This window comes from Nocardia sp. CC227C (genome assembly GCF_030767025.1).
In the GTDB taxonomy this organism is placed as follows: Bacteria; Actinomycetota; Actinomycetes; order Mycobacteriales; family Mycobacteriaceae; genus Nocardia.
The window spans coordinates 248888-268596 of record NZ_JASITE010000002.1 but is presented as its reverse complement, the minus strand read 5'-3'; the positions used below and the strand labels follow the sequence as shown (position 1 = coordinate 268596).

19 protein-coding genes and 1 tRNA gene are annotated in these 19709 nt (G+C 68.6%); 13 read left to right on the top strand and 7 right to left on the bottom strand.

Annotated features, from left to right (window positions below):
• Positions 1-7: 7 nt before the first annotated feature.
• The 3 genes from QMO76_RS04555 to QMO76_RS04545 form a co-directional block, all read right to left on the bottom strand.
• On the bottom strand, positions 8-217 hold the full coding sequence (locus QMO76_RS04555; RefSeq protein WP_306359898.1) for a hypothetical protein: 210 nt from the start codon (positions 215-217) through the stop codon (positions 8-10).
• 163 nt (positions 218-380) lie between these two features.
• The gene (locus QMO76_RS04550) at positions 381-1679 is read right to left on the bottom strand and encodes a D-arabinono-1,4-lactone oxidase (protein WP_306359897.1); all 1299 of its coding nucleotides are present in this window, start codon (positions 1677-1679) and stop codon (positions 381-383) included.
• A gap of 33 nt (positions 1680-1712) precedes the next feature.
• Entirely contained in the window at positions 1713-2432 is a 720-nt protein-coding gene (locus tag QMO76_RS04545) for a TetR/AcrR family transcriptional regulator (protein ID WP_372341896.1), read from the bottom strand.
• A 117-nt stretch (positions 2433-2549) separates the two neighbouring features.
• On the opposite strand from QMO76_RS04545, the gene QMO76_RS04540 reads away from it, so the two are divergent.
• The gene (locus QMO76_RS04540) at positions 2550-4046 is read left to right on the top strand and encodes an MFS transporter (RefSeq protein ID WP_306359896.1); all 1497 of its coding nucleotides are present in this window, start codon (positions 2550-2552) and stop codon (positions 4044-4046) included.
• An 80-nt stretch (positions 4047-4126) separates the two neighbouring features.
• On the opposite strand, the gene QMO76_RS04535 is transcribed toward QMO76_RS04540, so the two are convergent.
• A complete protein-coding gene (locus QMO76_RS04535; RefSeq protein WP_306359895.1) occupies positions 4127-5335 on the bottom strand; it encodes a lipase family protein in 1209 nt (402 codons plus the stop codon).
• Positions 5336-5456: 121 nt separating this feature from the next.
• Between QMO76_RS04535 and crcB (QMO76_RS04530) the strand changes: the two genes are divergently transcribed.
• From crcB (QMO76_RS04530) to QMO76_RS04505, 6 genes are all read left to right on the top strand, one after another.
• Positions 5457-5891 (top strand): fluoride efflux transporter CrcB, encoded by a 435-nt coding sequence (gene crcB, locus QMO76_RS04530; protein ID WP_306359894.1) that lies wholly within the window; start codon positions 5457-5459, stop codon positions 5889-5891.
• Entirely contained in the window at positions 5891-6238 is a 348-nt protein-coding gene (locus tag QMO76_RS04525; RefSeq protein WP_306359893.1) for a DUF190 domain-containing protein, read from the top strand. Before crcB (QMO76_RS04530) ends, QMO76_RS04525 begins: the two co-directional genes overlap by 1 nt.
• 2 nt (positions 6239-6240) lie before the next feature.
• Positions 6241-6618 (top strand): fluoride efflux transporter CrcB, encoded by a 378-nt coding sequence (crcB, locus tag QMO76_RS04520; RefSeq protein ID WP_306360175.1) that lies wholly within the window; start codon positions 6241-6243, stop codon positions 6616-6618.
• Positions 6619-6665: 47 nt separating this feature from the next.
• On the top strand, positions 6666-8303 hold the full coding sequence (pgm, locus tag QMO76_RS04515; RefSeq protein WP_306359892.1) for a phosphoglucomutase (alpha-D-glucose-1,6-bisphosphate-dependent): 1638 nt from the start codon (positions 6666-6668) through the stop codon (positions 8301-8303).
• Positions 8300-9526, top strand: coding sequence for an MFS transporter (locus tag QMO76_RS04510; protein WP_306359891.1), 1227 nt, complete (start codon positions 8300-8302; stop codon positions 9524-9526). Before pgm ends, QMO76_RS04510 begins: the two co-directional genes overlap by 4 nt.
• Positions 9527-9629: 103 nt before the next feature.
• On the top strand, positions 9630-10367 hold the full coding sequence (locus QMO76_RS04505; RefSeq protein ID WP_306359890.1) for a thioredoxin domain-containing protein: 738 nt from the start codon (positions 9630-9632) through the stop codon (positions 10365-10367).
• A 355-nt stretch (positions 10368-10722) separates the two neighbouring features.
• Here QMO76_RS04505 and QMO76_RS04500 read toward each other — a convergent pair whose 3' ends face one another.
• Positions 10723-12600, bottom strand: coding sequence for a DUF222 domain-containing protein (locus QMO76_RS04500; RefSeq protein ID WP_306359889.1), 1878 nt, complete (start codon positions 12598-12600; stop codon positions 10723-10725).
• Between the two features lie 128 nt (positions 12601-12728).
• Here QMO76_RS04500 and QMO76_RS04495 point away from each other — a divergent pair.
• The 4 genes from QMO76_RS04495 (at position 12729) to QMO76_RS04480 (ending at position 14859) form a co-directional block, all read left to right on the top strand.
• A tRNA-Ala gene (locus tag QMO76_RS04495) sits at positions 12729-12801 on the top strand.
• A gap of 120 nt (positions 12802-12921) precedes the next feature.
• Complete coding sequence (locus QMO76_RS04490; protein ID WP_306359888.1) at positions 12922-13248, top strand: VapC toxin family PIN domain ribonuclease; 327 nt, start codon at positions 12922-12924, stop codon at positions 13246-13248.
• A gap of 160 nt (positions 13249-13408) precedes the next feature.
• Positions 13409-14257 carry an SDR family NAD(P)-dependent oxidoreductase gene (locus QMO76_RS04485; RefSeq protein WP_306359887.1) on the top strand — a complete coding sequence of 283 codons (849 nt, stop codon included), beginning with the start codon at positions 13409-13411 and terminating at the stop codon, positions 14255-14257.
• A 227-nt stretch (positions 14258-14484) separates the two neighbouring features.
• Complete coding sequence (locus QMO76_RS04480; RefSeq protein ID WP_306359886.1) at positions 14485-14859, top strand: VOC family protein; 375 nt, start codon at positions 14485-14487, stop codon at positions 14857-14859.
• Positions 14860-15311: 452 nt separating this feature from the next.
• On the opposite strand, the gene QMO76_RS04475 is transcribed toward QMO76_RS04480, so the two are convergent.
• Positions 15312-15893, bottom strand: coding sequence for a DUF1707 domain-containing protein (locus tag QMO76_RS04475; RefSeq protein WP_306359885.1), 582 nt, complete (start codon positions 15891-15893; stop codon positions 15312-15314).
• Positions 15894-16092: 199 nt separating this feature from the next.
• Complete coding sequence (locus tag QMO76_RS04470) at positions 16093-16629, bottom strand: hypothetical protein (RefSeq protein ID WP_306359884.1); 537 nt, start codon at positions 16627-16629, stop codon at positions 16093-16095.
• A gap of 320 nt (positions 16630-16949) precedes the next feature.
• Between QMO76_RS04470 and QMO76_RS04465 the strand changes: the two genes are divergently transcribed.
• Together QMO76_RS04465 and QMO76_RS04460 are read left to right on the top strand one after the other, a co-directional pair.
• Positions 16950-18389 (top strand): alanine racemase, encoded by a 1440-nt coding sequence (locus tag QMO76_RS04465; protein ID WP_306359883.1) that lies wholly within the window; start codon positions 16950-16952, stop codon positions 18387-18389.
• A complete protein-coding gene (locus tag QMO76_RS04460; protein ID WP_306359882.1) occupies positions 18386-19705 on the top strand; it encodes a pyridoxal-phosphate dependent enzyme in 1320 nt (439 codons plus the stop codon). Before QMO76_RS04465 ends, QMO76_RS04460 begins: the two co-directional genes overlap by 4 nt.
• The last annotated feature ends 4 nt before the right edge of the window (positions 19706-19709 follow it).

The window sequence follows — 19709 nt, the reverse complement described above, 5'->3', positions numbered from 1 at the left end:
CTCCCGCCTACCGGCCGCCGCCGAGCTTGTCCTTGGCGTCGCGCATGGCGCCTTCGGCCTTGTCACGTGCCTCGGTGGCCCGGCGCTTGGCGTCACCGCTCGCCTCGTGGAACTTGGATTCGAACTCGTCGGCCTGATCCTCGATCTTGTTCCCCATGCGGTCGGCCTGCTCCTTGGCCTGCCGCGCGGCCTCCTTGGCCTTGTCCCTGAGCGACATCGAAACCTCCGTAGGTCTGGCACGCCCGGACCGGGCGTGCACTGGTTCGGGGTACTTCGACGAGCGATCTTTCAGCAAACGATCCTACGCCCGTTCGGCATGAAAAAGCCCGGTCGGTCCGGAATAATCCGGAACCGACCGGGCTGGAGGGGGGTGCCGCAGGTCAGCGTGCCGGGCCGAGCACCCGATCGAGATAGGGATTGGCGAAAAGGCCGTTCGGGTCGAAGCGGCGGCGCACCGCCGCGAACCGCTCCCACTCCGGATACCGCTCGGCCAGGGTCGCCGCCGTCTGGAAGTGCCGCTTACCCCAGTGCGGACGGCCGCCGTACCGGTCGAAGACCGCCTCGCACGCCCGGAAGTACGGCTCGTACTCCATCCCGGCGTACTGGTGCACCGCGATGTAGCAGGTCGCACGCCCGCCGGCGGGGGATAGGAAGGCGTCGTCGGGCGCCACCCAGCGCACTTCGATGGGCATGACGGTGTCGAACCGGGCCGCCACTTCCTTGATTTCGCGAATGACGTCCACGGAGTGCTCGCGCGCAACGGCGTACTCCATCTCGGTGAAGCGGAACAGGCGCGGGCTGGCGAACACCCGGTAGGAGCGCTCCACCTGGCGGCGGTAGCTGCCCGCCAGGGCCGAGAAGCGCTGCACCCGGGGGATGAGCGCGGGGGTGCGGCGGGTGAGGCGGCACAGCAGGTCGAACATGTGGTTGTTGATCAGGACGTCGGAGAACCATTCGACGCCCCGCCCGCGCGGCTGCTCCGGCAGTTCGACCGTATTGTTGCGCTTGGTCATGGCGATGTCGCTGTGGGCGAACATGTAGAACTCGAAGTGCTCGTTGCCGTCCACGTGCGAATCCAGATCGGCCAGCACGTCCTCGAGCGGGAGTGGCCGCTCGATGCCCTCGAGCACGAAGGAGGGCACCATCTGCAGCGTCACCGCGGTGACCACGCCGAGTGCGCCGATATTGACCCGCGCCGCGCGCCAGCCGTCCGGATCTGTCTGCTCGTTCAGCTCCACCCGGCTGCCGTCGGCCAGCACCATCTCGATCGAGTGCAGGGCGGCCGAGAGGTTCTGGAGTTTGGCGCCGGTGCCGTGGGTGCCGGTCGCGGTCGCGCCCGCGATGGTCTGCACGTCGATATCGCCCAGATTGGGGAAGGCCAGGCCGAGCGGGTGCAGGGAGTTGCTGGCGGCATCGAGCGTGAGACCCGCGTCGACGCGGACGAGTCCGCTGGTGCGATCCACCGTGTGGATCCGGTTCATCTTCGACAGCCGCAGGAGGGTGCCGTCGGTGCACACGGTGTCGGTGAACGAGTGGCCCGATCCGGCCACGCGGACGGTCTGCCCGGCGGCCTCGGCCCGTGCGAGCAGTGCGGCGACTTCCTCGGGCGAGCCCGGTTCGGCGATGGCTGCCGGAGTACAGCGCTGATCCCCGGCCCAGTTCACCCAAGAGTTGGTCATGCGTCCAACTCTAAACCGGACATGTGATCGGCGCTACCGTTTCCGGTTCATGCACATCGCCGCCTTGCCCCGCTCCACCTCCTCCTCGGTGAGCGGCGGCACGTCGAGGGGGATGCGCGGGACCGCGTCGCCGCGCACGCCGTTGAGGATGAGCGCCATGTAGCGCCGCCAGACGTCCGGGTTGACCGGCCGGGCGAAACCCGCGACGGCGTCGACCATATTGACCATGGCGAAGAAGTCGCCGGACTCGATCTCGGGCCGCAGCGCTCCGGCGTCCTTGGCGCGCTGCACCACCTGGAACATGCCGGGCCGGACGCGATCGCGCATGCACTCGAAGCGCTCCATGCTGTCCTTCATCTCGAGCAGCACCTCGCTCAGGCCGCGATTGGTGGCCATGTGGCGGCAGGCGTACTCGAACAGCTCCACCAGGCCGGTCCACGGATCGGGATGGTGCAGCGCGGTTTCCACCGCCGCGGCGAACTCGTTGACGTTCTGGTCGAACACCTCCGAGATCAGTTCCTGTTTGTTGGCGAAACGGCGGTACACGGTGCCCACGCCGACCCCCGCCTTGTCGGCGACATCATCGAGGGTGATCTCGAGCCCGTGCTCGGCGAACAGCTCGCGCGCGGCGGCGATGATCCGCTGCTGATTGCGGGCGGCGTCGGCGCGCAGGCGACGGGCGGGCTGCCCCGTGGCGGGACGATCCGAGGGGGTCGTCCCGGCCGCTGCGGCCGTGGTGGTGGCGTGATTCACACCCATATGCTAGCAACCTTCGGGATTAAGTGGAGGCGATATCTCCGTTTTGATGGTAACTTCTGCAATGAAACCGGAGGGCCTTCCTCCGCTAAGTGTACGGGACAAGGACACCGCATGACTTCCACCATCGACATAGCGAAACCGGCTCCGCCGACCGGTCGTCGCGGCTCCCATGCCCTGCGCTGGTGGGTGCTCGCGGTACTCGGCGTCGCACAGCTCATGGTCGTGCTCGACGCGACCGTCGTGAACATCGCCCTGCCCGAGGCGCAGGCCGACCTCGGCTTCTCCAATGCCGACCGGCAGTGGGTGATCACCGGCTACGCGCTCGCCTTCGGCAGCCTGCTGCTGCTCGGCGGGCGGCTCTCCGACCTGTTCGGTCGTCGCACCACCTTCATCGTCGGCCTGGTCGGCTTCGCCGTCGCCTCCGCGGTGGGCGGGGCCGCGGCGAACTTCGAGATGCTGGTCGCCTCCCGTGTCGCCCAGGGTGTGTTCGGCGCGCTGCTGGCCCCCGCGGCGCTCTCGCTGCTGACCGTCACCTTCACCGAACCGGGTGAACGCGCCAAGGCTTTCGGCATCTTCGGCGCCATCGCCGGTGCGGGCGGCGCACTCGGTCTGCTGCTCGGCGGAGCGCTCACCGAATGGGCGTCCTGGCGCTGGGTCATGTACGTGAACCTGATCTTCGCGGCCGTCGCGCTGATCGGCGCGGTACTGCTGCTGGCCAAGCACGTCACCACCGGGGAACGGCCGAAGCTCGATATTCCGGGCACCATCACCGTGACCGCGGCGCTGTTCGCCGTCGTCTACGGCTTCTCCAAGGCCGAATCCGACGGCTGGACCGACTCGGCCACGCTCGGCTTCCTGATCGGCGGCGCGGTGCTGCTGGCGGTGTTCTTCTGGATCGAGCAGCGGGTGGCGCATCCGCTGCTGCCGCTGCGGGTCATCGCCGACCGCACTCGCGGCGCGTCCTACCTCACCGTATTCGCCATCGGCATCGGCATGTTCGCCATGTTCCTGTTCCTCACCTACTACATGCAGCAGCAGCTGGGATACACGCCGATCGTGACCGGCGTGGCGTTCCTGCCCATGGTGGTGGGCATGGTGATCGCCTCCACCACCGTGCCGTCGCTGGTGCTGCCACGGGTCGGGCCGCGCGTGACGGTGGTGTCCGGCTACCTGCTCGCGACCCTGGGCATGGTGCTGCTCACCCGCATCGGGGTGGATACCGGCTACGCCAGCCACATCCTGCCGAGCCTGATCATCATGGGCGTCGGCCTCGGTGCGGCCATGTCCACCGCCTTCGCCGGCGCCACCGCGGGTGTGCAGCACACCGACGCGGGCGTCGCCTCGGCCATGGTGAACACCAGCCAGCAGGTCGGCGGCTCCATCGGCACCGCCCTGCTGAGCACGCTGGCGGCCAGCGCCTTCGACGGCTACGTCGCCGACCACCTGCCGCCCGACCCGGGCGTGCTGGCCCAGGCCGCCGTGGCGAGCTACACCACCACCTTCTGGTGGGCGGCGGGCATCTTCTTGGTCGGCGCGGTCATCACCGGTCTGATCATGCCGAACTCGGTGCCGGTTCCGGCCGAGGGTGAACCCGTGCTGGCGCACTGAGTCTCGCCGTCGCACGGCGACAGAACGGTGCCCCGTCCACGATCGAGGACGGGGCACCGATCGTTCGCGCGGCCCCGGATTCAGCAGTTGGACGGGGCCGCCAGGCCCGCGAAGCGATCCGCGAGGTAGCTGAAGGCGCGCGGCGCCCCGGCGAAGATGGCCGTGCCGTGATCGGCCCCGGGGATCACCTCGAACAGCACCGGGGTCCCGGCGTGGCAGTAGCGTCCCGCCACGCCGAGTGCCAGATCCAGCGGCACCTGGTCGTTACCGCCGTGCCACTGGTAGACCGGCGCGCGCGGCGTACCCGCGTGGATCTCCAGGCTGTTCTCGTGCAGGATGCGGATATTGTTGGCGCTGGCTTCCATTCCGGGACGGAACATCTCGCCGATGGAGTGGTTCGCGCCCGCGCTGATGATCTCGTTCACGCAGGCATTGGCGATCTGCGAGCGCAGCGCCAGACCGGCCGGGCTGAGCGCGTCGTCGAGATTCATCTCCGCCGGGTACTCGCGTTCCAGTCCGACCGCCACCGCGAAGCCGAGCCCGAACAGCGGATGCGGCGCATTGCCGATCTGCAGGGCCATCTTGCCCGGATTCACCGGTACGCCGCCGATGGCCACCCCGACGATCGGCAGCTCCGGCGCGTACTCCGCCGCCAGCGCCGCCGCGAAGCCGGTCGCCATGGCGCCGCCCGAGTACCCGGCCAGTCCGACCGGCGAATCACCCAGTCCCGCAGGGGCGAAGCGCTGCACCGCCCGAATGCCGTCGAGGGTGATCTGTCCGCCCATGCGGGCCGCGCCGTAGGCACTGGTCGGCCCGAGATGATCCGGCACCGTCACCGCCCAGCCCCGGGCCAGCAGCAGGTTCAGGGCCGGAGCCTCCTGCAGGCTGCCGTCGAACAGGCTGTGCGACGGAGCGCATTGCGTCCCCAGGGAGTTCACGAACGGCTGATACGACACGATGGGCCGCGGTCCGCCGCCGCCGGGCACGATGAGCGTGGTCACCGCGGAGATGGGAGCGCCCGCGGAGTTGGTGGAGCGGTAGTTCAGCTGCCACACCGTCGCACCCGGATAGCCGTGGGCGGGCACGATGCGGCTGTTGATGACATCGCCGGGGGCGAAGGCGCCGATATTGCCCGGTGGCGCGTAGAACCCGTCCGGGTCCGGAATGGGATAGATGGCGCCGTGGGCGGCCGGGGCCGCGCCGAGAGTGCTCGCCAGAGCCGCCGCTACGGCTGCGGCGATAACCGAGCTCCGGACCAGCAACCTCCTGGTCGATTGCCGTACCGTCAACTTCGCTCCTCCAGGCCGATGGGACAACGCTGAGATGGCGGCACTATCCTCGCAGTCCCGAGGTGTCGTTCGGCCTCAGCAACACGCCGAATAGCAACGAATTGGCTATCGAGGTGGAGGGGTGGTGGTCAGCACGTTCGCGCGATCCGACGCACCGGCCCTCGCCGCCATCGCCGCGGGCGGGGCGCTGGGTTCGAGCCTGCGCTACGGCGTGGCCGTCTGGTTGCCCCGGCGCGGCGAGATCCCCTGGCAGACCCTGGCCGTCAATGTCGTCGGCTGCTTCGCCATCGGCGTACTCATGGTGTGCGTGACCGAGATCTGGGTTGCCCGACGGCTACCGCGGCTCTTTCTGGGTGTCGGGGTCCTGGGCGGATTCACCACCTTCTCCACCTTCAGCGTGGAAGTTCGTACACTGCTCGAATCGGGCCGGACGGTTTCCGCGTTCGGTTACCTCGGGGGAACGGTGGTGGCGTCGGTGGGCGCGGTCGTAATCGGGGTGGGCGCGACGCGGTGGTGGAGACGGACCGGGACAGGCACGGCGAAAGGGGGCAGGTGATGAACGAACCGACGGGCGCGCACTGGCGGCCCGCCTCGCGGCTGACGGTACTGCTGAGCGAGGACGACCGGTGGCAGCATCGCCCCCGCTATCACGAGATCGTGCGGCGTGCCCGAGATGCCGGATTGGCCGGGGCCAGTGTGTGGCGCGGCGTCGAGGGATTCGGAGCGTCGGCGGATATCCACACCACTCGACTATTGGATCTCGCCGACCGCCTACCGGTGCTGGTGATGATCATCGATGACACCGACGCTCTGCGGCAATTCGTGGAAACCAATGCGGACCTGCTGAATTCGCTCACGGTGGCGCTGTCTCCGGTGGAATCCTGGCAGGGGGAGCGCGCGTGACGATGCTGCTCGTGGCGCTCGGCGGCATGGTCGGGGCGCCGGTTCGCTATCTGGCGGATCGCGCGATCGCCCGTCGATTCGCTAGTGTCTTCCCACTGGGCACATTGACGGTGAACGTGACCGGGTCGGCGATTCTGGGCGCGCTGATCGGCGCGGGAGCAAACCACTGGCTGCTCGCCGTGGCCGGAACGGGCTTCTGCGGCGCGCTGACCACGTTCAGTACGTTCGGATACGAGACGGTTCGATTGCTCGAGGAGGGCGCTTACAGCTATGCGGTGGCGAACGTCGTGATCGGCGTTGTGGCGAGCCTGGCCGCGGCCTTCCTCGGTGCCGGTGCCGCCCAGTTGTCCCTGGGCGCGGCGCACGGGGGGTTGCCGTGATCCTGATGACCAGCCGGGCACAGGCGATACGGAAGGGAGGCCCGAGCATGGCCCACGATCGAGCCGGTCGACCGGCCCGGGCCGCGGACCTCGTCGACGTCGCGCACCTGGTGACGGCCTACTACAGCCGTATCCCGGATCCGGCGGATCCGGCGCAGCTGGTCGCCTTCGGCACCTCCGGGCATCGCGGGTCAAGTCTCGACAACGCCTTCAACGAGGCGCACATTCTCGCCATCACGCAGGCGATCGTGGAGTATCGCGCCACCCGCGGCATCACCGGGCCGGTGTATCTGGCCCGCGATACGCACGCCCTGTCCGAGCCCGCGTGGACCACCGCGCTCGAGGTGCTCGCCGCCAACGACGTCACCGCCGTCATCGACGCGCGCGACCGCTACACGCCCACACCGGCCTTGAGCCACGCCGTGCTGCGGCACAATCGCGGCGGCACCCGGCATCAGGCCGACGGCATCGTCGTGACGCCCTCGCACAATCCGCCCCGCGACGGCGGATTCAAGTACAACCCGCCGCACGGCGGCCCGGCCGACACGGTCGCCACCGACGCCATCGCCGCGCGGGCCAACGATCTGCTGCGCAACGGCCTGTCCGAGGTGAAGCGCACGACCTTGGCGCACGCGCTGGCGGGCCGGGTGGAGCGCTACGACTACCTGGACCGCTATATCGCGGATCTGCCGAACGTGTTGAACCTGGACGCCATTCGCGGTGCCGGCATCCGGCTCGGCGCCGACCCCATGGGCGGCGCGAGCGTGGACTACTGGGAGGAGATCGGGCAGCGCTACGACCTCGAACTCGAGGTGGTGAACCCCTTCGTCGACCCCACCTGGCGGTTCATGACGCTGGACAGCGACGGGCGCATCCGGATGGACCCGTCCTCGCGCTACGCCATGGCGTCGCTGGTGTCGATTCGCGACGACTACGACATCTCCACCGGCAACGACGCCGACGCCGACCGGCACGGCATCGTGACTCCCGATGCGGGACTGATGAATCCGAACCACTACCTGGCGGTGGCCATCGAGTACCTGATCGCCAACCGGATGGGGTGGGACGCGCTCACCAAGATCGGCAAGACGGTGGTCACCTCCGCCATGATCGACCGCGTGGTCCGGGTGCTGGGCCGCGACGTGTACGAGGTGCCGGTCGGCTTCAAATGGTTCGTGCCCGGATTGTTCAGCGGCAGCCTGGCATTCGGCGGTGAGGAGAGCGCCGGAGCCTCCTTCCTGCGCAGCGACGGCACCGTGTGGACCACCGACAAGGACGGCATCCTGCTGGCGCTGCTGGCCGCCGAGATCACCGCCGTCACCGGGCAGAGCCCGTCCACGCGCTACACCGAGATGGAGAAGCGCTACGGCAGCCCGGCCTACGCGCGCACCGACGCCGACGCCACCCCGGAACAGAAAGCCCGGCTGGCGGCGTTGACGCCGGATGTGATCACAGCGACCGAGATCGCCGGGGAGCAAGTCACCGGCATTCAGACCCGCGCGCGCGGCAACGGCGCGGCGCTGGGCGGGGTGAAGGTAACCACCGAGAACGCCTGGTTCGCCGCCCGGCCCTCCGGCACCGAGGACAAGTACAAGATCTACGCGGAGTCGTTCGAGGGCCCGGAGCACCTGGCCCGGGTACAGGCGGCCGCGGAGGAAGTTGTGCGACAGGCGCTATCGGAGTGAGCAGATCCAAATCCCTGCCGGTCGAGATCTGGGTGCTGGTGGGGGCGGCATTCACCATCGCCATCGGATTCGGGCTCGTCGCACCGGCGCTACCGCAGTACGCGCGCGGCTTCGGAGTGGGCGTCGCGGCGGCCTCGGCCATTGTCAGCGCCTTCGCACTGATGCGACTGCTGTTCGCGCCCATGAGCGGGCGGCTGGTGCAGAAACTGGGGGAGCGGCCGGTCTATCTGGGCGGGCTGCTGATCGTGGCGGTGTCCACGGGGGCGTGCGCGCTGGCGCAGAGCTACTGGCAGTTGCTGATGCTGCGATCGCTCGGCGGTATCGGGTCGACCATGTTCACGGTGTCGTCGTTGGCGCTGGTGATCCGCATGTCACCGCCGACGGAGCGGGGTCGGGTGTCCGGGGTGTACTCGACCAGCTTCCTGATCGGTTCCATCTCCGGTCCGCTGGTGGGCGGTGCGCTGGCCGGGTGGGGGTTGCGCGCGCCGTTCGTCATCTACGCCGCCGCGCTGCTGGTGGCCAGTGCCATCGTGTATGTGGCGCTGAAGGATTCGCCGCTGGTGCGGCCGGAGGCGGCGGGTGACACGCCGGTCATGACCTTTCGGGAGGCGGTGCGCAAGGCCGAGTACCGGGCGGTGCTGTGGTCCAACTTCGGCAATGGCGCGGCGGTGTTCGGGGTGCGCATGGCGCTGGTGCCGCTGCTCGTGGTGGAGGTGCTGCGCTACGACGCCGCCCTGGCCGGGGTGGCGCTCACGGTGTTCGCGGCGGGCAACGCGGTGGTGCTGTTCCAGTCGGGGCGCTGGTCGGATCGCCTGGGCCGCAGACCGTTTCTGATCTGCGGCACGCTGCTGTGCGCGGTCGGCACGGCCGGACTCGGCTTCGCGGGGAACCTGCCGTGGCTGCTGGTCGCCTCCTTCGTCGCGGGTCTCGGGTCCGGCATGTTCACCCCCGCCCAGCAGGCCGCGGTCGCCGATATCGTCGGCGCGGGACGGCGCGGCGGACCGGTGCTGGCGGGCTTCCAGATGTCGGCGGACCTGGGCACGGTCCTCGGCCCCTACGCGGTCGGCCTGCTCGCCGAACACCTCTCCTACGGTTTCGCACTCGCGGTCACGGGCGCACTGCTGGCCTCGGCGGCGGTGGCGTGGGCGATCGTGCCGGAGCCGTTGCAGCGTAAGCCGCTGGTGGAGACGACGGCCGCAGCGACGACCCGCCCTCAGGACTGAGCGGGCTCGCGGAGGTCGGGGTGGACGCGCGGAGGTCTGGGTGGATGCGTTTTCGGACGGGTTGCGTACCCACGCGGCTCGGGGTTGGGGCAGAGTGGTGGCCGTGAGCAAACCGACGACGAACTACACCCCGCGTCCGGTGTCCAACAAGACCACCTATGCCCTCGGGGCGGTGGCCGTGGTGGTGGTCGCGCTGATCGTGTTCGCCCTGTTCCAGTGGAGCGGCGGCGACACCGAGATCCGCAATGACGGTTACGGTCCCGCGCACGACCCCGCTGTCTCCGTGGCCCTCGACTCCGACGGCGCGATCGTGCTCGGCAAACCCGATATCGCCAAGACCGTCGAGATCTACGAAGACCCGCTGTGCCCCGCCTGCGGCTCCCTGGAACGCATCTACGGCCAGGAGATCGCCCAGCAGATCGACGAGGGCAAGATCGCGGTCCGCTACCGCCTGGTCAACTTCCTCGACGGGAAGTCCGGCAGCAAGGACTACTCGACCCGCGCCGTCGCCGCCAACGAATGTGTGGCGCAGGAGGGCGACGGCCCCGTCTACGCCAAGTTCCACGAACTCCTCTTCACCGACAAGCAGCCCGCCGAGGGCAGCGGCAACCTGGACAACCGGGAACTGGCCGCCATCGCCGAGGAGGCCGGAGCCCCCGAATCCGCCCAGCAGTGCATCATCTCCGGCGACCGCGTCGACTCCGCCCGCAACCACGCCGAAGCGGCCATCGCCGCCCTCGAGGCGGCCACCGGTGGCGCGGCGGGCACCCCGTCGGTCTTCCTGGACGGCCGCGAGATCGACGTCAACAACAAGGACTGGGTGCTCGACGCCGCCGAGTGAGCGGTGCCGGCGCATCGGCGTCCGCGCGCGGACGGCCCTCGCCACGCCGCCGATGCGGGACGCTCGTAGCACCGATCCCGAATCCGCTTGCCGCACAGCATCGGACGGATGCAGCGGCACTGAGCGGGGACGGCCGCAACGAGACCGCACGAGCGAGCCGCAGGCACTGGACCTGCGGCTCGCTCTCTGTGCCGGACAAGCTGTGTTCAGTTCCGTCGCGCCCCACACCTGTGGGCCGCGGGCAAGGCAGCCGTGCCAGATCGGCGGCTGTCCGCTGCCGCACCCGTCGCATCGGACGACTCGCTGTGCTCCCCATGGTCGGCGCGTGACTGCCTGCGCGCAGTGAGGCGCGTGGTCAACGGCGGAACGACGCGGTGTGGTTCACCGGTAGGTCGTCGGGGATGTCGTTGTCGGGAGTGCAGCGGGACAGCTGCGGGTGGATGAGGGCGTGCCCGTCGATCGGGTAGGCGAGATCGGCCGGGACGGTGCGCAGTGGCTGCGGCGGTCGCACGTGTACCCGCTCGTACGGTGTCGGCGGCACGGCGGGAGCGTCGATATCGGTGTGCGGGAACAGATATCGCGCACCTTCGCGCGTGGTGGTGTGGGTTTCGCCGCTGGGGTCGGTCCATTCGATCCGATCGGCATCCGCGCGACGCACCCGCCACGCCTGACTTCCTCGATCCGCCAGCATCTTCAGCCGGTGGTGCCGCGTGCACAACGCTGCCACGTGCGCCATACCCGGGAGCCGCGGCCGGGCGTTCGTCGCCTCGACATACGCGAGCTGGGCATCGGTGGCGGGCATGCCGCATCCGGGAAATCGGCACACGCCGTCGATGGCCCGCACCTCCTCGGGCGACTGCGTCGACGACGGCCGCCGCGCTCCCGCTTCCGGTGCCGGAGGCTCCGACACCACCTCGAACCGCGCGTACTTCGCGATCTCCCGAGCCAATGTGGTATCGATCGGCCCGTACCCGACCAACATGGCGGGATCGTTCCGCAGCCCCGCGAGGGTCTCGGCCGAGACCCCGATCTGGATCAACGGCTGCCGTGGCCCATGCGATTCCGGCCGCACGGGTGCGGCATCGCCGCGAGGGTCGGTGGGTTCGGTCCGTCCCGGTGGTGTGTCGCGAGTCGCAGCGGGTCCGATCCGCGAAGGTGCCGTGTCGCCGCCGGTCGTCGCTGGTTCGTGCGGTGCCGCTCGGGTGTCGCCCTGAGCCGCTGGGGTTTCGCCCTGGGTCGGTCGGGCGTCGTCGTGGGTCGCTGGGGATTCGTCCGGGGCTGGTCGGGTGTCATCGCGGGTCGTCGGGCGTTCGGTCCGCGCCGGGGGAGTGGTGTCGCGCGTCGATGCGAATTCGGCTCCGGCCGCGGTGCGGTCGCTTGCGGCGTGGGACCCGACTGTGGTGTCGCCGCTGCCGGACGCGGCGTGACCGGTGTCGCCGTAGGCATGTGCCGGGTCGAACGTCGCCGATGCGGACCCGCCACCGGCTCCGGCCGCGGTCGTCGACTTCGGACAGCGCGCACCGCGACCGCACGCACACCACAACCGTTGCGATCCGTCCGCCAGCGCCACCAGCGCGTCGGCCCGGCGCTGCGGCATGGTGCGCGGGTCCTCGGCGCATACCTGCCCGCACAGTTCCCGCAGCCGATTGGCCACGGTCTGCGCACCCACCGCGGGCAGCAGCCCGTCGAATACCGCCATCCCGTCCTGCACCGCGCGTATCCGCACGTCTCGGTCGTGCTCGCGCTCCTCGCGCCGTTCCCGCTCGCCGTCCGGATCCAACCGCGCCACCCACCGCCGCGCCGTCTGCCGCAGCCGCACCGGATCGTAGCGCGTCGCCGCGTCGATCAGCTTGGGCTCCACCGTTTCCCGCACCTCGCGTGCCAGCCCGCGCGTGGTCTCTGCGATCACCTGCACCCGCGCCAGGTCGATCCGCCCGTCTCCGAACGCCTTCCGGGTGCCCGGTAGTTCATCGAGGGCGAGTCCGATATCGATGAGCGCCGCCGCCACCGGCTCGGTGATCTGCACCGCCACCGCCACCTCGGCCGCCGCGAACTCCCCGGCCCGCACCCCACCGGGCCCCGGCGTCGCATTGGCCGCCCGATGCCGCCGATACAGCTCCCGCACGGCTGTGATCTCCGCCGCCTGTGCGAATGCGGCGGCTCCGTGCGCCCTCCGCAATGCGTCGACCAGCTCCTCGTCACCCATCACCCGGACCTCCCTGCTGTCGAACATATGTTCGAGCCTACCCCCGAAGATCGCTCTTGTCACCCACCTATCCAGGCGATTTGGTCCGCACGACAGCGGTGGTGTAACTTCGTTCAAGCCAGCGGGGAACACCCCGCTGACACAAAACTGAACACGGGGCTATGGCGCAGCTGGTAGCGCACCACACTGGCAGTGTGGGGGTCAGGGGTTCGAGTCCCCTTAGCTCCACTCCACCACAGAGCCGCAGGTCATTGACCTGTGGCTCTCTTGTTCTTCCGGCAATGCACGAATCCGGTAGATGCCCTACGTAGTACCCTACGTTCATGAATTGCGGTTGTCTCGCCGCTGGTGCTGGATGAGGTCGATCATCTGCTCGTGGCGCGGTTCGGAATGGATCGCCGCACAGCCGATCTCGTCCTCGATGACTTGCTCACCTCGGCAGAGGAGGGCGCGGTGCTCGTGCCGCAGGTGGACCGTGATGACCTCCGAGTCGCCCAGAAGATCATCGAGCAGTACCGTGGCCTCCGCCTCGACCTGGCCGACGCGGTCACGGTCGTGCTCGCCGAGCGCTACCTCACCAATGACATCTTGACGTTGGATGAGAAGGACTTTCGCGCCGTGCGCCCCCTGACGCCCGCTCATCCGTCGTTCCGGCTCTTGCTCCAGGGCGATTGAACCACCGACAGCCGCGGTCGGTTAACGCTGTCGGCCACGACCTCTATGGACACGCCCCGCGGCCGAACCGGATTCGCGACGTCATCCGCGGGGCCGATGTGCGGTCCCGATCGCCGTCGTACGGTGGAAAGGGTCTTGTCCGTGCGAAAAGGGAGGCGCCGTGCGGGATCTGCGCGACAAGGTCGCCGTTGTCACCGGGGCGGCCAGCGGAATCGGGCGGGGCATGGTCGAGGCGTTCCTCGATGCCGGAACGCGGGTGGTCCTCAGCGATGTGGAGGAGGACGCACTCGCGGCGACCACGGCGGAGTTGCGGTCAGCCGGTGGGGACGTGCTCGGCATCGTGACGGATGTGTCGAATCCCGACGAGGTGGCGGCGCTCGCGGCGGCGACCCTGGAGAGGTACGGGGCCGTGCACATCCTGTGCAACAACGCCGGGGTGGCCGGGGGCGGCGTGCCGTCGTGGACGAGCTCGCTCGACGACTGGGCCTGGGTGCTCGGGGTCAATCTCATGGGAGTCGTGCACGGTCACCGCAGCTTCTTGCCGATCATGATCGAGCAGGACGAGGAGGCACACATCGTCAACACCGCGTCGGTGGCGGGCGTGGCGGGCGGATCCGGGGTCTACGGCGCGACCAAATCCGCGGTGGTGGCGCTGTCGGAAACGGTCCACATGGAACTCGTCGGCAGCGGATTGAAGCCCCGGATCTCCGTGCTGATGCCGGGCGTGGTCGATACGCGCATCCTGGACTCCGACCGCAACCGCCCCGACCGCTTCGCCGATGTCGGCCCGAGCCAGCTCCCGCCCGAAGTGAGCATGGACGACCTGCGGCAGTTCTTCGCCCACGGGACCAGCCCGCGGATCGTCGGCGACCAGACGCTGCGCGCCATCCGCGAGGAACGCCTCTACGTGCTGACCCACCCGGAGTGGAAGGGGCACATCGAACACCGGATGAAGGCAATCCTCAACGGTGAGAACCTGACTCCGCTGCCGCCGCCGGAGACCGAGTAGCCGATGCGGGTCGCGGTCGGTCCGTGCCGCACTGCTATACTCGCCATGATGACTACCGGGACGGCCTTGTGCCACACACGGATTGGTGACCCGGTGCTCCGCTGAGCGCCGCGCGGGCAGTGCGCTCGCGTCCGACCGTCCGGCGAGAATCCCGTGCCGATGCGCGGGCCCCACCCTGTTTCGTGACGATCACCAGCTTCGACAGATCGATCACGACAGGAGGATTCATGTCCGCACGTTTCAATCACACCATCATCGCCGCCAAGGACCGTCGCGAGTCCGCGGCGTTCTTCCGGGATATCTTCGAGTTCGCCGACGCGCCCTCGTGGGGAGTGTTCACCAACCTGCTGTGCGAGGACGGGGTACTGCTCCAGTTCGCCGAACCGCCGTTCGATATCCAGATGCAGCACTACGCGTTCCTCGTCGACGACGCGCTGTTCGATCGCGCGTACGCCAAGCTGTCCGACGGGGGCGTGGAGCACTGGGCCGATCCGCACTTCCAGCGGCCCGGCGAGATCAACTCCGAGCACGGCGGGCGCGGGGTCTACTTCCGCGACCCCGCCGGTCACGGCATCGAGATGATCACCCGACCCTATCTGTGATTCTCGAGGTCGCAGAGCGCCTTTCGCATGGGGGCGCTCTGCGCGACCGGCCGGATTACCGCAGCGCGTGACGGGGCGAGTCGTCGAGTCCGCCGTGGGCGGAGGTTCGGGTGCGGTCCGACGAGCGTGTGTTCGCCTGTCCCGCTCGGAATCCAGGTGACCGATGCTTTGCCGTCCGGTCCCGCGGTGGCGTAGTCCGGATTCGTGTTCCGCCAGGACTCGTGGTCCGGCCAGATATCGCGGAAGCGCAGCTGAGTGCCCGGCTCCGCGCGCACCGTGAGCGTGTACGAGCAGCCGGTGCCGTAGGAGGCCGACGACCCGAAGCTGAGCCTCGGCTCCACACCGACCCCGGAAACGGTGGCGGCACCCGCCTGTGGAGCCGCCACCGCGACCGCGGTGGTCAGCGCACCGAATGCGGGCTGTTCCCGGACTTCGTGTGGCGATACTGAGTGTCAGCCGCCGGTTTTGCCGCCACCCTCGAGTTCCTGGATCCGTTTGGTGGCCTCGGAGAGTCGCTTCTTGCGGGCCGCCGCGTCGGACTTCTTCAGCTCTTCGTACACCTCTTCGTCGGAATCGCTGAACCGCAGGATCATGCGCGGGATGCTCAGGGTGATGATGAGCGAGGGCCAGATGATCCAGGCATAGTCCCAGCCCACGATCACCTGGAATACGAGGAAGGTGATGAGGGTGATGCCGACGATGATCCAGTCGAGTGAGTCGATGGTGTTGCCGCGGGCGCGGAGCGCGGCGAGTTCGGCCGCCGCGTTGTCGCCACCCGGCGCTGGGGGGTTGTCGTTGACGGGGACCTTGGCCACCTGTCCGTTGACTCGCGTCAGCGGCACGCCGCCGGGCAGGCCGCTGAACGCCTCCCCGAGCGAGCCCAGGGTGCGGGCGGTGGCGATCGCGCCCGAGCGGTCGTAGAACTCGGTGCTGTCCAAGCGTCCGTCGGCATAGTGCTTGCCGAGCGCGTCGAGGGCGTGTGTCCGCTCGTCGTCGCTGAGGAACAGGTCGTCGGGGTCGGGATTGGCGGCCATGGCGTCGGTGTTTCCTTGCGCGAGCTGAATTCGTCGGTACCTCTCCAGTGTGGCACTCGGTGGGCTGCGCGGGTGCCGCTCGGGCTCATCACCGCCCATATCGGCGTCGGCGGACTCCGTGTGTCATGAACGAAAGCCGCGGATCGGCGATCCGCGGCTCCGGTGAGTACCCCGTCGCACGACGCGGTGTCGATCATCGCTATTTGACGGTGCGGTCCTCTCGGTAGTGGAAGTTCTCCGCATGGTCTCCATTGCCGGTGTAGAGGGCGCGAACCGCTCCCTCGAACGCCGCTTTGCGGGTGGTGTTCTCGTCGGCGTGGTAGAAGCCGAAATTGGGTTCGAAGAAGACGACTTCGGTGCCGCCACTGGTGAGGACGACGGCCTCATGGTTCTGGTGCTGGGCGCTGTCGGGATTCTTGCCGTTCTTGCCGAACCAGAGGCCGACGCGATAGACCTTGTTGGCGGCCAGGTCGGCGGGGATCTGGTGGTAGGTCTGCTGGGCTTTGCCGTGTGCTTCGCCGCCCTTGTCGCGCAGGTTCTTGGCCTTGCCCGCTTTCACGATCGTGGCGGGCACCGCGTTCTTGGCGACTTCGACGGCTTCGGAGAACTTCTTGACCCCGTTCCACATGCTCTCGCGCACGTATTCGCTCATGTAGTAGCAGATTCCGCCGCTCGAATAACCGACGTCGCCGAGCCAGAGTTCCTGGGGGCATTCCTTCAGTTTGGTGGTGGGCATCGTATTCATCCTCCGATGGCGGGGTGGATCGTAATATGCTCCGCTGCAACGAATTATACGAATGACCAAGAGCATGTACTTGACAATGCAATCTCCAGGAAAATTGTCGGATCAAATCCGACTGGTCAGAACTTGACCGAGGCATGGTTCGGTTCGTGCCCGCCCCGGTCGAGTCTGCTGCCGGTAGCGACTGCTGCCCGTTCGCTGCCCCTCGCGCCGTGAGAAGCGGCCGGGTTCCATACTGGTCGCTACCCTGGATTGACAAGTAGGACGGTGGTTTGCGCCAGGCGCGGTGCCGAATCTCGGACGGGGTTGGATAGGTGAAGCCGGAGCTGGTTCTGACGCCGCTGATGAGCGAGCTGATCAGGGATGTCCTCGCGGTCCCGGAGCGACTGTCCGCCATGGTGGACGCGCTCGGTTCGCCGCTGAATATCATTGTACCCGAACAGATCACGGCCAACGCGGCGGAGTACCGCGCGGTCTACGACAGGCGGCGGCTGAGCGGCGCGGTGTACTTCGCGCACAAGGCCAACCGGTCCAGTGCGCTGATCCGCGAGCTGGCGGCGGGGGAGTGCGGGGTGGACGTCGCCTCGCTGGGCGAACTGCGGCATGTGCTCGCGGCCGGGTTCGGTGGGGACCGGATCATGGCGACCGGACCCAAGGACGCCGAATTCCTGTGGCTCGCAGCCCGGGTGGGGGCGGTGGTGAACGCCGACTCCCGCGCGGAACTGCGGGAACTGGCCGCCATCGTCGACCGTTTCGGCCTGCCGCCGGTGCGGGTGATGATCCGACTCTCGGCCTTCGATTCGCCGGGGGTGCCGATTCTGAGCCGCCCCAGCCGATTCGGGGTGCACGCCCGCGAACTCGCCGACGTGCTGGACATTCTCGACGAGCACCGGGCCGCGCTGCGCTTGCTCGGTGTGTCCTACCACCTGGACACCACCGGCATCGAGGAGAAGGCGCTCGCCCTCGAAGGCTGCCTGCTGGCCATGCACGAGGCCCTGGGGCGCGGCTTCGCTCCCACCGCCATCGACATCGGCGGCGGTTTCGGCGTGAACTATCTGGCCGACCGCGGCGAATGGGAGCGCTACACCACCGAACTCGGCACCGCCGTCCTGGGCCTGCGGCCACCCATGACCTGGCAGAACCACGGCTACGGCCTGCGCGCCGAGGCCGGAACCCTGCGCGGCGCCCTGGGCGTGTATCCGGCCTACCGCGACACGGCCGGCGCACGGTACCTGGACGAGTTGCTCGATCGCGAATCCGTCGGCCTGGAACGGCCGTTCGCCACCCTGCTGCTGGAGAACCTCTACGACCTACACATCGAGCCCGGACGCGCGCTGGTGGACCAGTGCGGCCTCACCCTGGCCCGGGTCGCCGAGGTGCGCACCACCCACGGCGGCGACCTGCTGGTCCGGCTGGCGGCCAATTCTCGCGATATCAGCGCGGAAGATCATGCGGTGCTGATGGATCCGGTGCTGCTGCCGTCGCGACCGGGCACGCCGACCGGCGTGTACCTGGCGGGCAATCTGTGCCTCGAGGACGACCTGATCACCCGCCGCCAGGTGACGCTGCCCCGCCCGCCGGAGCCGGGAGATGTGCTGGCCTTCGTGAACACGGCGGGCTACTTCATGGATTTCGCGGCGGATCACGCGCTGATGCAGCCCATCGCCCGCACGGTCGCGGTCCATCGCGCCGCGGGCGGATGGGCGTGGTGCCTGGACGAACAGTACTGGCCGGTGAAAGGGAACCGCTCATGAAGTACGACAGCATTCTCGACGCCATCGGGGATACGCCGCTGGTCCGGATCGACCCCACCGTGCACGGGCTGCGCCATATCGACCTGTACGCCAAGCTGGAGATGCTCAATCCGTTCGGCTCGGTGAAGGACCGCCCGGCCTGGAATATGGTGCGCGAGGACCTGCCCGCGGCCATCGAGCGCGGCGACGCCATCGTGGAACTGTCCAGCGGCAATACCGCCAAGGCGCTCGCGGTCATCGCGGCCATGCACGGCTTGTCGTTCAAGAGCGTCACCAACCGCATGCGGGTGCCCGAGATCAAGGATCTGCTGCTGTTGCTCGGCGCGCAGATCGAGGAACTGCCGGGGCAGACCGAATGCCTGGACCCGACCGACACCGAGGATCCGCTCACCCGCATGTACCGGATGCTCACCGAGGAGGGCAACGGCTACCTGCACACCGATCAGTACTTCAATCCGCGCAATCTGGACGCGCACCGGGTCGGCACCGCCACCGAGATCATCAAGGATCTCGACGGCCGGGCCCCGGATGTCTTCATCGCCTGCGTCGGCACGGCCGGGTCGTCGTCGGGGGTGGCGGGCGTGCTGCGCGAACACGATCCGGCCGTCTCGGTGATCGGATTGGTCGCGGCCAAAAGCGATTTCATCCCCGGCATCCGAAATATCGACGAGGTCAACGAGGTCGGGCTGTTCGACCCGGACAACTACGACACGCTCGACGCGGTGAGCGCCGCCGAGGCCATCGACGGCATGCTCACCCTCAACCGCCGCTGCGGCATCCTCGGCGGACCCACCGCCGGTGCGGCGTATTTCGGTGCCCTGCGCCACCTCTCGGCCCTCGACGCCACCCTCACCGAGCGCCGCACCGCGGTGTTCATCGTGTGCGATCGGGTGGAGAGCTATATGAGCTACCTCCGCAAGCGCCGCCCCGACCTGTTCAAGCAGCCGCCGCGACGCAACTCGCTGGACACGCTGACCGACGCCGAGATCGCCGCCGCCGTCCAGGTGGACGTGCCCGCGGCGCGTGAGTGGATCGACCGGGAACGCCCGCTGGTGGTGGACCTGCGCGGCGGATTCGCCTACACCGCACTGCATATCGAGAACTCGATCAATATGGTCGACGAGCTCTTCGACGAACTGCTGCGCGGCGGACTGCCGTTCGGTTCCGCCCGGCCGGTGTTGCTGGTGTGCCCGGTCGGCGAGAAGTCCGCTCGCTACGCGGCGCTGCTGACGAGAATGGGGCATCGGGACGCGCGCAGCCTGCGCGGCGGCATCGTGGCCTGGCGGGACGCGGGCGCACCGCTGGTTCGGGACTGATGCC